The following is a 12,869-nucleotide window of genomic DNA, read 5'->3' as shown; positions in this document are numbered from 1 at the left end:
GCCGAATGGTCAACGCAGACATCGAGATCGAGACGCTCGCCGAATTCGACCAGGTCGTGGCACGCGGCTCGCTCAGCGGCTACCGGATCCAGTCGGTCAACCTGCTGGAGCGGACCTTCGCGCTGCTCTCCGCCGACACCTCGGCAGCCGTGTTCCTGGGCTGCGCGATGGAGCCCGACGCCGCGGCGAAGGTCCGCGCCGACGGGGCGCTGGTCTTCCCGCCCGTCCCGGACCTGCCGTTCAACCCGTACCGGGGCCTGCTCTACACGCCCGAGGAGCTCTTCACCGGGCTGCCCGACGGGTACGAGGCCACCCCCGACGCCCTGGCCTACGCCTGGTTCCAGGAGACCAAGGCCGACACCGACGTCCTCTCCTCCATGCTCCGGTCCATCCACGACGACGCCATATCGGACGCCCTCGACGAACACCTCGTCGGCGCCCGGGTCGTCGGCGTGATGGGCGGCCACGCCATGTCGCGCGGCGGCACGGACTACCGCGGCGCTGCGGAGCTGGGCCGGGCCCTGTCCCGGTCCGGGCTGACCGTGGCCACCGGCGGCGGCCCCGGCGCGATGGAGGCCGCGAACCTCGGCGCCTACCTGGCCCCGGCCCCGGACGAGGCCCTCGCGGAGGCCCTGGAGCTGCTCGCCAAGGCCCCCTCCTTCACCCCGTCGGTGTCCGACTGGGCGCACGCGGCCTTCGCCGTACGGGAGCGCTGGCCCGGAGGCGGCGACTCGGTGGGCATCCCGGCCTGGTTCTACGGGCACGAGCCGCCGAACGCGTTCGCCGGGCACGTCGCGAAGTACTTCGCGAACGCCACCCGGGAGGACGGGCTGCTGGCCCGGTCCACCGCGGGCGTGGTCTTCCTGCCCGGCGCGGCCGGCACGGTCCAGGAGATCTTCGACAACGGCACACCGAACTACTACGAGTCCCGGGGCGAGCCGGCACCGATGATCCTGGTCGGCCGCACCCACTGGACCGAGCACCTCCCGGCCTGGCCCCTGCTCCGGGCGCTGGCCCGCGGCCGCGCCATGGAGTCCCGGATCGCGCTGGTCGACTCGGTGGACGAGGTCCCCGGCGTCCTCGCGTCAATGAGCTGAGCTCCGGAAGCAACTTCGCGGCCCGTTCCCACGTCTGGCAGAGGTACCGCAAAACCTGCCAGACGTGAACGGAGCCCTTGGTGCTCATAGGCCTGCTGACCGCCGTCGCGGCATCCATCTGCTACGGCACGGGATCCGTGCTGCAAGCCGTCGGATCGCGCCGCGCCGCCCGGATGTCCCCGACCGCCGCCGGGGTGACCGCCCACGGCGGCCCCAACCTGTCGTCCACCGCGAAAGCGGCGATGACCTGGGAATTCATCGTCGGCACGATCCTGGACTTCGTGGGCTTCGGGCTCGGCGCCCTGGCTGCCCGCCTCCTTCCCCTGTTCCTCTCGCAGACGGTGATCAGCGCCAACCTGGTGATCACGGCCGTGCTGAGCGTGAAGATGCTGGGCATCCGGCTGAGCCGGAAGGAGTGGACCTCGATCGGCGTCGTCTGCACGGCGCTGGTGCTGCTGGCGACGGCGGCGGGCCACGAGGGCGGGCACCACGCGCCGATGTCCACGCACTGGTGGCTGCTGGGGATCACCCTGCTGCTGATGGTGGGCGGCACGGTCGCGGTACGTCTCCTCGGCGGCGGGGCGGCGATCCTGGCGGGCCTGCTGTCGGGCCTGGGCTTCGGCGCGCTCGGCGTCGGCGTCCGGATCCTCGACGGCGTGGACCCGTTCGACCTCGGCACCTTCCTCTCCGACCCGGCCCTCTACGCCATTCTGGTGGCGGGCATCGGTGGCATGTACCTGCACACGGTCGCGCTCCAGATCGGCTCGGTGAACGGCGCCACGGCGGCCCTGGTCGTCGGCGAGACGGTGCTCCCGGGCGCGATCGGCGTGCTGTGGCTGGGTGACGCCTCCCGCCCGGGCCTGGCCTGGCTGGCGGTCCTCGGCTTCGTCCTTGCCGTCGCGGGCGCGGTGGCCGTCGCCTGGTACGGCAAGCACGAGGGCGCCGAGGAGGAGGCCGGGGACCCAGTGCCGGAGCCGGTCGGCTGACGCGCCGGCCGGCCGGGCGCACTCACCCGGTCGGCCGCTCCCGGTGGTGGCGCGGCAGTGGCTGCCGCTTGCTGGACCGGGGGAGAGAGTGAGGGTCCATGAAGCCCACGACCGATCGGCTCGACACACCGCGCGCGGCCGGAATGGCCGGAATCGCCTTCGCGCTGCTGCTCGCGGCGGCGATCGTCCTGATGCGGATCGCCGTCCCGTCGGGCAACGCCAGCACGCCCGTCGCCGCGGACCGGCGCTGGGCGGTCCAAGTGGCACTGGAGATCGTGCCCTTCGCCGGCATCTTCTTCCTCTGGTTCATGGGCGCCCTGCGCGCGCACACGGGCGCGGCCGAGGACCGGTTCGTCGCCACCGTGTTCCTCGGCAGCGGATTCGTCTTCGTGGCCACCCTGTTCGCCGCCGCCGCGGCGGCGGGCACGGTGCTGGCCGAGGAGACGCCCTCCGACTTCGGCCGCCACTACGCCTACACCCTCCTCGCGACGTACGCGATGCGGATGGCGGCGGTCTTCGTCCTCGCGACCTCGACCATCGGGCGCATGCTCGGCGTCTTCCCCCGGCCGCTGGCCGTGCTGGGCACCGTCGTCGGTCTGCTCCTGCTCGTGATCGGCTCCGGGGTGCCCTGGTCCGAGCTGCTGTTCCCGGTCTGGGCACTGATCCTCAGCCTGTACGTCCTGCGGGCCCGGCGCGGCACCGCCCGAAGGACCCCTCCCGACCGCACCGACCCGCCCTGACCTGGTGATCCTTTCTCCGGCAGGCGGCCTCCCGGTGCCGCGTGCATGCTGGTGGAAAGGGGAGGAACCGGGGTTCCGGGGGGTGACGGGGATGGACAGCCGAGGGAAAGGCAGAACCGTCATGAGGCTTGTCGTCGACCTCAACCGCTGCCAGGGATACGCCCAGTGCGCTTTCCTCGCACCCGATGTCTTCGCCATGCACGGCGACGAGTCGCTCCTGTACAACCCGGAGGCCGACCCCGAGCAGCGCGAGAACGTCCTGCGTGCCGTGGCCGCCTGTCCGGTCCAGGCCATCCTCTTGGAGATCACTGACGAGGACATGGCGAACATGACCGCCCCCGATGCCGTGGCCGGAGCCGGATCCCGCTCGGGAGGCTCCCGGTGACCGCTGCAGGAACACACGACGGGGCCTTGGAGCGGCTCAAGCGCGAAGGCCGCATCGTCGTCGTCGGCGCCTCGCTGGCGGGTCTGCGGGCTGCCGAGACCATGCGCGAGAAGGGCTTCGCCGGTTCGCTCACGATGATCGGCGACGAACCGTACGAGCCCTACGACCGGCCCCCGCTGTCCAAGCAGGTCCTGCTGGGCAACGCGGTGGCGGACCACACGGCGCTCCCCCGCCGCCGGGCGATCGACGCCGACTGGCGCCTCGGGGTCCCCGCCACGGGCCTGGACATGGCGGCCCACCGGGTCCGGCTCGGCAACGGCGACGAGGTGGAGTACGACCGGCTGCTGATCGCCACCGGCGTCCGGGCGCGGCCCTGGCCCAACGAGGAGGAGGGCGCCCTCAAGGGAGTCTTCGTCCTGCGCACCCGCGACGACGGCGAAGGACTGCAACAGGCCCTCGCCGCCGGCCCCCGCCGGGTGCTCGTCATCGGAGCCGGCTTCACCGGGTCCGAGATCGCCTCGGCCTGCCGGGAACGCGGCCTGGACGTCACCGTCGCCGAACGGGGCGCGGCGCCGCTGGTCGGTGCGCTCGGCGGGGTGATCGGCGAGGTCGCGGCCGAGATGCACCGCGAGAACGGGGTGGACCTGCGCACCGGGGTCATGGTGACCGGGCTGGAGGGCGACCCCGCCGGACGGGTCCGCGCCGCCCACTTCTCCGACGGGTCCACCGTCGAGGCCGATGTGGTGGTGGTCGGGCTCGGCGCGCAGCGCAACACCGAGTGGCTCTCCGGGTCCGGACTGGGTGCGGGACCCCGCGGCATCGCCTGCGACGCCGGCTGCCGGGCCTTCGACATCCGCGGCATCGTCACCGATGACATCTACGTGGCGGGTGACGTGGCACGTTCGCCGCACGCGCTGTTCGGCTACCAGTTCCTGTCCCTGGAGCACTGGGGCAATGCCGTCGCACAGGCCGACACCGCCGCGCACAACATGCTCAGCGAGAGCGCGGACCGCCGCCCCCACCTGTGGGTGCCGGCGTTCTGGTCCTCCCAGTTCGGGGTGAACATCAAGTCGGTCGGAGTACCGCCGATGGGAACCGAGCTCCTGGTCACTCAGGGCTCGCTCGCGGAGCGCCGGTTCGCGGCCGTGTACGGGTACCAGGGGCGCGTGATCGCCGCCGTGACCTTCGACAACTGCCGGTGGCTCCCCTTCTACGAGCACCAGATCGAGAGCACCGCGCCGTTCCCCCCGGAGTTCTCCACGGTGGACCGCAGGCCCGAGGGCAACAAGCCGGTACCGGCGGACTTCCCGGACCCCTCCGTGCCGACGCACGGACCGACCATCACCCTCAGCGGCTACTCGCCGGCCGACCGGAAGATGACCTTCGTCCCCGGGCGCCCCTGACCACGTCCGAGACCGCACCGCGCCCTCCCCCGAGGATCACGAGGATCACGAGGACCCGTCATGACACAAGCCCTCCTGCGGGAGATCATCGACTACGCGAGCCGCGCGAACCCGTACCCGTTGTACGAGGAGCTCCGCAAGACCCCGGTGTCCCAGGACGGGGACGGCCCGTACGTCGTCAGCACGTACTACGAGATCCACAGCCTCCTGCACGACCCGCGGATCAGCTCCGACGCCAGGAACCTGAAGTCGACCGGGGACGACCCGCTGGGCCAGACCGAGGACGACGGGGCGGGGACGGCCCTGCCTCCGTCCTTCCTCAAGCTGGACCCGCCGGACCACGACCGTCTGCGGCGGATGACGAACCGGCCGTTCGGGCCTCCGCACGCGCCCCACCGGGTGTACGACATGCGCGACGAACTCGGCGGGCTCGTCTCCGGGCTCATCGACTCCATCGCCACCAACGGGAACCTGGACCGGGTCGACCTGGTCGACCAGTTCGCGTACCCCTTCCCGGTCACGGTCATCTGCCGGCTGCTCGGCGTGCCCCGCGAGGACGAGCCGAAGTTCCACGTCTGGGCGGAAACCCTGGCCGCCAGCCTGGACCCCGACCCGGACGCGGACCCCGCCAAGCACCCCCCGAAGGCCATGGACGCCCGGATGGAACTGGGCATGTACCTGGCCGGGCTGATCGAGGAGCGCCGCAAGAACCCCGGCGACGACATGCTGTCCCAGCTGGCGACGGCGGACGGCCCGGACGGCGCGATGACCACCATGGAGGCGCTCAGCACCTCCGCGCTGCTGCTGATCGCGGGCCACGAGACCACGGTCAACCTCATCACGAACGGCATGCTGACCCTGCTGCGCCACCCGGACGTCCTCGAGCGGCTGCGCGGGAACCCGGACCTGTCGGTCCCGATCGTCGAGGAGCTGCTGCGGTACGAACCGCCCGTGCAGCTGCTGCCGCAGCGCACCACCCTCTCCGACATCGAGGTCGGCGGGGTGACCATCCCCCAGGGCGCGTCCCTGTGGCTGATGCTGGCCTCCGGGAACCGCGACCCGAAGCGGTTCGAGGACCCGGACCGCTTCGACCCCGACCGCAAGGACATCCAGCACCTCGGCCTCGGCAGCGGCATCCACAGCTGCTTCGGGGCGCCGCTCGCCCGCCAGGAGGCCCAGCTCGCCCTGAGCGAACTCGCCCGCAGGCTGGAGAACCCCCGGCTGCTGGAGGACCCGCCGCAGTACCGTCAGAACGCGGTCCTGCGCGGACCGCGCCACCTGCCGATCGCCTGTGACGGCATCCGTCCCTGAGCCGGGACCGGCTAGCGGGTGCCGGCCACCGGGAGGACGACGACCTCGGACGGGGTGAAGGTCACCGCGACCCGGTCCCCCGCGGCCGGCGCCCCCTCCAGCCCGCACTCCGCCTCCAGGTCCGGCCCCGCCTCCGGCCGCAGCAGCAGCGCGACGTGCGTGCCGCGGAAGGTGCGCGACACCACCTCGCACCGCAGGCCGGCCGCGCAGAGCACCACCCCCGCCGGGCGGATCAGCAGCCGCTGATCCCCCTCGGGGGATCCTTCCGGCACCGGGACCTTGCCCCACGGGGTCCCGGCCGCCGTGCCCGAGACCACGGCCGGGACCACGTTCTCGAAGCCGAGGAAGCGCGCCACGAACTCCGATGCGGGCCGCTGCCACACCTCCAGCGGGGTCCCGGCCTGCGCGATCCGGCCGTCCTGCATCACCACCACCCGGTCGGCCAGTGCGAAGGCCTCCCCCTGGTCGTGCGTGACGGCGAGCACCGTCGTTCCCAGCCGGGCGAACAACTGCCGGAGCTCCACCACGAGCCGCTCCCGAAGCCCGCGGTCCAGCTGTCCCAGCGGTTCGTCCAGCATCAGCAGCCGCGGCGACGGCGCCAGCGCCCGGGCCAGCGCCACCCGCTGCTGTTCGCCGCCCGACAGGGAGGCCACCGCACGGGCCTGGGCCCCGGGGAGCCCGACCAGTTCGAGCAGTTCCGCGACCCGGGACGCGTTCGAGGCCCGCCCGCCACCGCGCATCCGCAGGCCGAAGGAGACGTTCGCGCCGACGTCGCGGTGCGGGAAGAGCTGGTGGTCCTGGAACATCAGGCCCACGCCCCGACGGTGCACGGGTACGCCGGCCTGGTCGTCCCCGCCCAGCAGCACCCGCCCCGCGGACACCTGCTGGAGCCCGGCGACGACCCGCAGCAGCGTGGACTTCCCGCTCCCGCTCGGGCCCAGTACGCACACGGTCTCGTGCTCGGCGACCGCGAGGTCCACGGAGTCGACGGCCGCGCGCTCACCGAACCGGACCGACACCCCTTCCAGCTGAAGCAGTGTCATCAGAACTCTCCGGAGGTCTTGTCGGGCCGCAGTCGCTCCAGCACCAGCAGGGACACCGCGCACACCAGCATCAGAATCGTGCTCAGGGCCATCGCCTGCCCGTAGTTCATCTCGCCGGCCCGCCCCAGCAGCCGTGCCACGGCCACCGGCAGTGTCGGCTGGTCCGGCCGCGCGATGAAGACGGTCGCGCCGAACTCCCCCAGCGACACCGCGAAGGCGAATCCGGCCGCGATCAACAGCGCCCGCCGCACCAGCGGCAGGTCCACCTCCCGCCAGGCCCGCAGCGGCGACGCGCCGAGCACGGAGGCCGCCTCCCGCAGCCGGCCGTCCACCGCGCGCAGCACCGGCAGCATGGTCCGTACGACGAAGGGCACGCCCACCAGCGCCTGCGCCAGCGGCACCAGGATCCACGAGGTCCGCAGGTCCAGCGGCGGCTCGTCCAGGGTGATGAGGAAGCCGAAGCCCACCGTCACGGCGGACACCCCGAGCGGCAGCATCAGCAGCGCGTCGAAGCCGCGTACGAAGGGCCCCGCGCGCCGGGTCAGTGCCGCGGCCGCCAGCCCCCCGATGAACAGGGCGATCGCGGTGGCGGCGAGGGCGTACTGGAGGGAGTTCCAGATCGCCTCCAACGGGGGCACCAGGAAGGTTCCGCCGCCGGCGCCCGCGTCCTGCAGCGCCCGGTAGAAGCCGAACCCGTATCCGCCGGGGGCGTCGAAGGACCGCTCGACCAGTACGGCCAGCGGCGCCACGATCAGCAGCGCGATGGTCGCCAGGACCCCGCCCAGCAGCGTGCGCTGCGCCCAGCCGCGCGGCCGGTGCGTGGTGCGGCCCGGGTCCACCAGCCGCAGCGCGGTCTCGCGCCGGCGCACGGTCCAGGCGTGCACGGCGAGGATCGCGCCGACCGCGGCGAACTGCACCATCGTCAGCACGGCGGCCGTCGGCAGGTCCAGGAGCTGCGCGGTCTGCCGGTAGACCTCCACCTCCAGGGTGGAGTACGCGGGCCCGCCCAGGATCAGTACGACGCCGAAGGAGCTGAAGGTGAACAGGAAGACCATCAGCGAGGCCGCGGCCACCGACGGGGCCAGCGCGGGCAGTGTCACGCGCCGCCAGGCGGCGAACCGGCCGGCGCCCAGCACCCGGGCGGCCTCCTCCTGGCGCGGATCGAGCTGCGCCCACAGCCCGCCGACGGTGCGGACGATGACCGCGTAGTTGAAGAAGACGTGCGCGAGGAGGATCGCCCAGACGGTGGTGTCGAGCCGGACCCCCATCGTCTCGTCCAGCAGCCCGCCGCGTCCCAGCAGCGCGAGGAAGGCGGTGCCGACGACCACGGTCGGCAGCACGAAGGGAACGGTCACCACGGCCCGCAGCAGCTGCTTGCCGGGGAACTCGAAGCGCGCGAAGACGTACGCGCCGGGGAGCGCGATCAGCAGCGTGAGCACGGTCGAGGCGAGCGCCTGCCAGGTCGTGAACCACAGCACGCCGGCGATGTCGGGCCGGGCCAGCACCTCGCCGATCCGGCCGAACTGCCAGCCCTCGTCGGTCTTGAGGCCGCGCCCGACGATCGAGGCGACGGGGTAGGCGAAGAACAGCCCGAAGAAGGCCAGCGGCACGGCCATCAGGGCGAGCCGCACGGCGGTCGACCGGCCGCCCCCGCGGGGGCCGGAGCCCGGCGCGGCGCCCCCCGACGCCGCGCCCGGCCCCTTGGTACCGCCTACTTCACGACGAGCGAGGTCCATGCCTTGACCCACTGCTCACGGTTCTTGGCGATGGTCTCGGGAGCCACGTTCTCCGGCTTCTCGACCACCACACCGTGCTTGGTGAACAGCTCCGGCAGGGCGGCGTCCTTGGTCACGGGGTTCACGAACATCTGGAGCGGCATGTCTTCCTGGAACTTCTTGCTGACCAGGAAGTCCACCAGGGCCTTGCCGCCCTCCTCGTTCTTCGCGCCCTTCAGCAGGCCCGCGAACTCGATCTGGCGGAAGCAGGTGCCGGTGGCGACGCCCGTCGGGGCCTCGGCCGGCTGCGGCTCGCCGTACAGCACCTCGACCGGCGGGCTGGAGGCGTAGGAGACGACCAGCGGGCGGTCGCCCTTGGCCTTCTTGCCTCCGGCGGAGCCGGAGAACCGCTCGTTGTAGGCCTGCTCCCAGCCGTCGACGACCTCGACGCCGTTGGCCTTCAGCTTGCTCCAGTAGTCCTTCCAGCCCTCGTCGCCGTACTTGCCGACGGAGGCGAGGAGGAAGCCGAGGCCGGGCGAGGAGGTCGCGGCGTTCTCGGTGACCAGGAGGTTCTTGTACTCCGGCTTGATCAGGTCGTCCAGCGTCTGCGGCGGGGCGATCTTCTTGTCGGCGAAGTACGCCTTGTCGTAGTTGACGCAGATGTCGCCGGAGTCGATCGGGGTGACCCGGTGCTCCTTGTCGAGGACGTACTCGGGCTTCACGTCGGCCAGGCCCTTGGCCTCGTACGGCGTGAAGATGCCGTTGTCGAGGGCGCGCGAGAGGAGGGTGTTGTCCACGCCGAAGAAGACGTCGCCGCGCGGGGAGCCCTTGGTGAGGATCTCCTGGTTCAGTGCCGCGCCGGCGTCCCCGGACTTCAGCACCTTGACCGTGTAGCCGCTCTGCTGCTCGAACTCCTTGAGGACCGTGTCGGTCACGTTGAAGGAGTCGTGCGAGACGAGGGTCACGGTCTTGGACTTGGGGGCGTCGCTCGCGCCCGCCGTCTTGTCCTTGGCGTCGCCGCCGCAGGCGCTGAGCGTGGTGACGCCCAGCGCGGCCGCGAGCGCGGCGCCCGCGATCTTCTTGGTGGTGCTCATCGGTGAATTCCTCCTGGGATGTCCAGGAGAAGACGCGGCCCTGCCCGGCGCTGCGAGAGCGGACGCCGGGCAGGGCGCAACAGCAAGAGTGGTGACCGAACTTCCTACCCCGAATGACCGGGGCGAGGTTCAGAGGGTCTGCGGATGACGGATACCGCACTCTCAGCGCTGTGGCGCTCCCCTGTCGGAATATGAAATTGGTTCGGCCACAGGGTACCCCGCGGCCGAATCTCATCGAACAGAAGCGGAACCTAGCGCTCCGAAGCGGCCAGCTGGCCGCACGCGCCGTCGATCTCCTGGCCGCGGGTGTCGCGTACGGTCACGGGCACGCCGTGGCGGGCGATGGCCTCGACGAAGGCCTTCTCGTCCTCGGGCCGCGAGGCGGTCCACTTCGAGCCCGGCGTGGGGTTCAGCGGGATCAGATTGACGTGGACACGCTTGCCCTTGAGCAGCTTGCCCAGCAGGTCACCACGCCAGGCCTGGTCGTTGATGTCGCGGATCAGGGCGTACTCGATCGAGATCCGCCGGCCCGACTTCTCCGCGTACTCCCAGGCCGCGCCGAGCACCTCGCGGACGTTCCAGCGGGTGTTCACGGGGACCAGGGTGTCGCGCAGCTCGTCGTCGGGCGCGTGCAGGGAGACGGCGAGACGGCACTTGAAGCCCTCGTCGGCGAACCGCAGCATGGCCGGGACCAGGCCGACGGTGGAGACGGTGATGCCGCGCTGCGACAGGCCCAGGCCGTCGGGCTCGGGGTCGGTGAGCCGGCGGATGGCGCCGACCACGCGGTTGTAGTTGGCCAGCGGCTCGCCCATGCCCATGAAGACGATGTTCGACAGGCGCGCCGGTCCGCCCGGGACCTCGCCGTCGCGCAGCGCGCGCATGCCGTCGACGATCTGGTGCACGATCTCGGCGGTGGAGAGGTTGCGGTCGAGTCCCGCCTGGCCGGTGGCGCAGAACGGACAGTTCATGCCGCAGCCGGCCTGCGAGGAGATGCACATCGTGACCCGGTCGGGATAGCGCATCAGCACGGACTCGACGAGCGTGCCGTCGTGCAGCTTCCACAGGGTCTTGCGCGTGGTGTCGTCGTCGCAGCTGATGTGGCGGACGACGTTCATCAGATCGGGGAGCAGCTCCTGCTGGAGCTTCTCCCGCGAGCCGGCGGGGATGTCGGTCCACTCGGCCGGGTCGTGCGCGTAGCGCGCGAAGTAGTGCTGGGAAAGCTGCTTGGCCCGGAACGGCTTCTCGCCGATCGCGGCGACCGCCTCACGGCGCTCGGCCGGGGTCATGTCGGCGAGGTGCCGGGGCGGCTTCTTGGCCCCGCGAGGGGCGACGAAGGTGAGCTCTCCCGGAACGGGGCGGGCCATGGCAGGTACTCCTTGTAAGACGAAAGGCGCGCCGCAGAAGCAGCGCGCCTTTCAAGAGTAACCGCCCGGCGTCACACGCCGCCTTTTCGCAGGTCAGCCAACACCCACGAAGGCCGCCAGCAGCAGCCACACCACCGGCGCCGTCGGCAGGAGGGAGTCGAGCCGGTCCATGATGCCGCCGTGGCCCGGCAGCAGGGTGCCCATGTCCTTGATGCCCAGGTCCCGCTTGATCATCGACTCGCCGAGGTCGCCCAGGGTGGCGCTGACCGCGACCGCGAGGCCCAGCAGCAGGCCCTGCCACCAGGCGCCGCCGTCGATCAGGAACTCCATGCACAGCGCGCCGGCCGCCATCGCGAAGGCCACCGCGCCGAACAGTCCCTCGCGGGTCTTTCCGGGGCTGATGCGCGGCGCGAGCTTGCGCTTCCCGAAGCGCCAGCCGACGGCGTAGGCCCCGGTATCGCTGACCACGGTCAGGAGCAGGAACGTGATCACGCGCTGGGGGCCGTCGTCGGCGGTGAGGAGCATCGCGACGAAGGTGGCCAGGAAGGGCACGTAGAACGCCGCGAAGGCGCCCGCGGTGACGTCCTTGAGGTAGTCCTCGGGCGGTTCGGTCATCCGCCACACCAGGACCGCCAGCACGGTCAGGGCCATGGCGACCCAGGCGCCCTCGGCCCCCCGGACGTACCCGGCGATGACCATGGCCGCGCCGCCGACCGCGAGCGGGACCAGCGGGGCCTTGATGCCCTTCTGCTCCTGCAGCCGGGAGGTGAGCTCCCACAGGCCCACGACGACCGCGACGACGATGACGCCGACGAAGACCGCCTTGACGATCAGCAGCGAAGCGAAGATCACCGCGCCGAGACCGACGCCGACCCCTATGGCGGCGCGCAGGTCCCGGCCCGCGCGCTTCTTCGGCGGCGGGGGCGAGGCGTCCTGCGGCTGCGGGGCATGCGGAGGCGGGGGGCTGGGCATGGGCTCCTGCGGCGGCGTATCGGCGCGGAAGAGGGGGCCGCCGTCCAGGGCGGCCCCCCGATCGCGTGCTTCCCGGTCGTCGAAGTCACGGCCGGCGGCATCGGGCACGATGGGCATGGGCCGAGTGTGCGGGCCCACCTGCGCATCGTATGCGGGACCCGCCGGAACCGGCTCCGGCTGCCAGGAAGTGTCGTTCATCAGACTTCGAGGAGCTCGGCTTCCTTGTGCTTGAGGAGCTCGTCCACCTGCGCGACGTACTTCGCGGTGGTGTCGTCGAGCTCCTTCTCGGCGCGACGGACCTCGTCCTCGCCGGCTTCCTTGTCCTTGACGAGCTTGTCGAGGGCGTCCTTGGCCTTGCGGCGCACGGCGCGGATGGAGACCTTGGAGTCCTCGGCCTTGGTGCGGGCGACCTTGATGTACTCCTTGCGGCGGTCCTGCGTCAGCTCGGGGAAGGTCACCCGGATGATGCTGCCGTCGTTGCTCGGGTTGACACCGAGGTCGGAGTCGCGGATGGCCTGCTCGATGTTGCGCAGGGCGCTCTTGTCGAACGGGGTCACGATCGCCATGCGCGGCTCGGGCACCGAGAAGGACGCGAGCTGGTTGATGGGCGTGATGGCACCGTAGTAGTCCGCCACGATCTTGTTGAACATCGCCGGGTGCGCACGGCCGGTGCGAATCGCGGCGAAGTCTTCCTTGGCGACGACGACGGCCTTTTCCATCTTCTCCTCGGCCTCGAGGAGGATCTCTTCGGTCACCACG

12 protein-coding genes and 1 riboswitch are annotated in these 12,869 nt (G+C 71.6%); of the genes, 6 read left to right on the top strand and 6 right to left on the bottom strand.

Annotation, left to right across the window (positions count from 1 at the left end; translation table 11 throughout):
- The first annotated feature begins 5 nt into the window (after positions 1 to 5).
- The 6 genes from OG472_RS31065 (at position 6) to OG472_RS31040 (ending at position 5,922) form a co-directional block, all read left to right on the top strand.
- Positions 6 to 1,097 carry an LOG family protein gene (locus OG472_RS31065; protein WP_405942283.1) on the top strand — a complete coding sequence of 364 codons (1,092 nt, stop codon included), beginning with the start codon at positions 6 to 8 and terminating at the stop codon, positions 1,095 to 1,097.
- Between the two features lie 80 nt (positions 1,098 to 1,177).
- Positions 1,178 to 2,083, top strand: coding sequence for a hypothetical protein (locus OG472_RS31060; RefSeq protein WP_383563682.1), 906 nt, complete (start codon positions 1,178 to 1,180; stop codon positions 2,081 to 2,083).
- Positions 2,084 to 2,181: 98 nt separating this feature from the next.
- Positions 2,182 to 2,823, top strand: a complete 642-nt coding sequence (locus OG472_RS31055; protein ID WP_401613217.1) for a hypothetical protein — start codon at positions 2,182 to 2,184, stop codon at positions 2,821 to 2,823.
- A gap of 121 nt (positions 2,824 to 2,944) precedes the next feature.
- Positions 2,945 to 3,208: a ferredoxin gene (locus tag OG472_RS31050; RefSeq protein ID WP_401613219.1), complete on the top strand. Its 264-nt coding sequence runs from the start codon at positions 2,945 to 2,947 to the stop codon at positions 3,206 to 3,208.
- The gene (locus OG472_RS31045; RefSeq protein ID WP_401613221.1) at positions 3,205 to 4,611 is read left to right on the top strand and encodes an NAD(P)/FAD-dependent oxidoreductase; all 1,407 of its coding nucleotides are present in this window, start codon (positions 3,205 to 3,207) and stop codon (positions 4,609 to 4,611) included. Before OG472_RS31050 ends, OG472_RS31045 begins: the two co-directional genes overlap by 4 nt.
- A 60-nt stretch (positions 4,612 to 4,671) precedes the next feature.
- Positions 4,672 to 5,922 carry a cytochrome P450 gene (locus OG472_RS31040; RefSeq protein WP_401613223.1) on the top strand — a complete coding sequence of 417 codons (1,251 nt, stop codon included), beginning with the start codon at positions 4,672 to 4,674 and terminating at the stop codon, positions 5,920 to 5,922.
- An 11-nt stretch (positions 5,923 to 5,933) separates the two neighbouring features.
- On the opposite strand, the gene OG472_RS31035 is transcribed toward OG472_RS31040, so the two are convergent.
- The 6 genes from OG472_RS31035 to frr all read right to left on the bottom strand — a co-directional run bounded on the left by OG472_RS31035 (position 5,934) and on the right by frr (position 12,865).
- Complete coding sequence (locus OG472_RS31035) at positions 5,934 to 6,965, bottom strand: ABC transporter ATP-binding protein (protein WP_405832152.1); 1,032 nt, start codon at positions 6,963 to 6,965, stop codon at positions 5,934 to 5,936.
- Entirely contained in the window at positions 6,965 to 8,581 is a 1,617-nt protein-coding gene (locus OG472_RS31030) for an ABC transporter permease (RefSeq protein WP_401613364.1), read from the bottom strand. The genes OG472_RS31035 and OG472_RS31030 overlap by 1 nt, the downstream gene beginning before the upstream one ends.
- A gap of 95 nt (positions 8,582 to 8,676) precedes the next feature.
- The gene (locus OG472_RS31025; protein WP_401613227.1) at positions 8,677 to 9,774 is read right to left on the bottom strand and encodes a thiamine ABC transporter substrate binding subunit; all 1,098 of its coding nucleotides are present in this window, start codon (positions 9,772 to 9,774) and stop codon (positions 8,677 to 8,679) included.
- 83 nt (positions 9,775 to 9,857) lie between these two features.
- A riboswitch (TPP riboswitch) is annotated at positions 9,858 to 9,967 on the bottom strand.
- Between the two features lie 58 nt (positions 9,968 to 10,025).
- Positions 10,026 to 11,138, bottom strand: coding sequence for a 23S rRNA (adenine(2503)-C(2))-methyltransferase RlmN (gene rlmN / locus OG472_RS31020; protein ID WP_319724511.1), 1,113 nt, complete (start codon positions 11,136 to 11,138; stop codon positions 10,026 to 10,028).
- 93 nt (positions 11,139 to 11,231) lie between these two features.
- Complete coding sequence (locus OG472_RS31015; RefSeq protein ID WP_405942282.1) at positions 11,232 to 12,308, bottom strand: phosphatidate cytidylyltransferase; 1,077 nt, start codon at positions 12,306 to 12,308, stop codon at positions 11,232 to 11,234.
- Positions 12,308 to 12,865 carry a ribosome recycling factor gene (gene frr / locus OG472_RS31010; RefSeq protein WP_031144133.1) on the bottom strand — a complete coding sequence of 186 codons (558 nt, stop codon included), beginning with the start codon at positions 12,863 to 12,865 and terminating at the stop codon, positions 12,308 to 12,310. The genes OG472_RS31015 and frr overlap by 1 nt, the downstream gene beginning before the upstream one ends.
- Between the last annotated feature and the right edge of the window lie 4 nt (positions 12,866 to 12,869).

The organism is Streptomyces sp. NBC_00207 (assembly GCF_045160965.1).
Lineage (GTDB): Bacteria > Actinomycetota > Actinomycetes > Streptomycetales > Streptomycetaceae > Streptomyces.
This window is presented reverse-complemented; position numbering and strand designations above follow the sequence as displayed.

Bases quoted from the DNA above. Each gene is read 5' to 3' on its own strand.
- OG472_RS31065 (WP_405942283.1), top strand. From the start codon at position 6: ATGGTCAACGCAGACATCGAGATCGAGACGCTCGCCGAATTCGACCAG.
- OG472_RS31055 (WP_401613217.1), top strand. From the start codon at position 2,182: ATGAAGCCCACGACCGATCGGCTCGACACACCGCGCGCGGCCGGAATG.
- OG472_RS31050 (WP_401613219.1), top strand. From the start codon at position 2,945: ATGAGGCTTGTCGTCGACCTCAACCGCTGCCAGGGATACGCCCAGTGC.
- OG472_RS31040 (WP_401613223.1), top strand. From the start codon at position 4,672: ATGACACAAGCCCTCCTGCGGGAGATCATCGACTACGCGAGCCGCGCG.
- OG472_RS31035 (WP_405832152.1), bottom strand. From the start codon at position 6,965: ATGACACTGCTTCAGCTGGAAGGGGTGTCGGTCCGGTTCGGTGAGCGC.
- OG472_RS31030 (WP_401613364.1), bottom strand. From the start codon at position 8,581: ATGGCCGTGCCGCTGGCCTTCTTCGGGCTGTTCTTCGCCTACCCCGTC.
- OG472_RS31025 (WP_401613227.1), bottom strand. From the start codon at position 9,774: ATGAGCACCACCAAGAAGATCGCGGGCGCCGCGCTCGCGGCCGCGCTG.
- rlmN (WP_319724511.1), bottom strand. From the start codon at position 11,138: ATGGCCCGCCCCGTTCCGGGAGAGCTCACCTTCGTCGCCCCTCGCGGG.
- OG472_RS31015 (WP_405942282.1), bottom strand. From the start codon at position 12,308: ATGAACGACACTTCCTGGCAGCCGGAGCCGGTTCCGGCGGGTCCCGCA.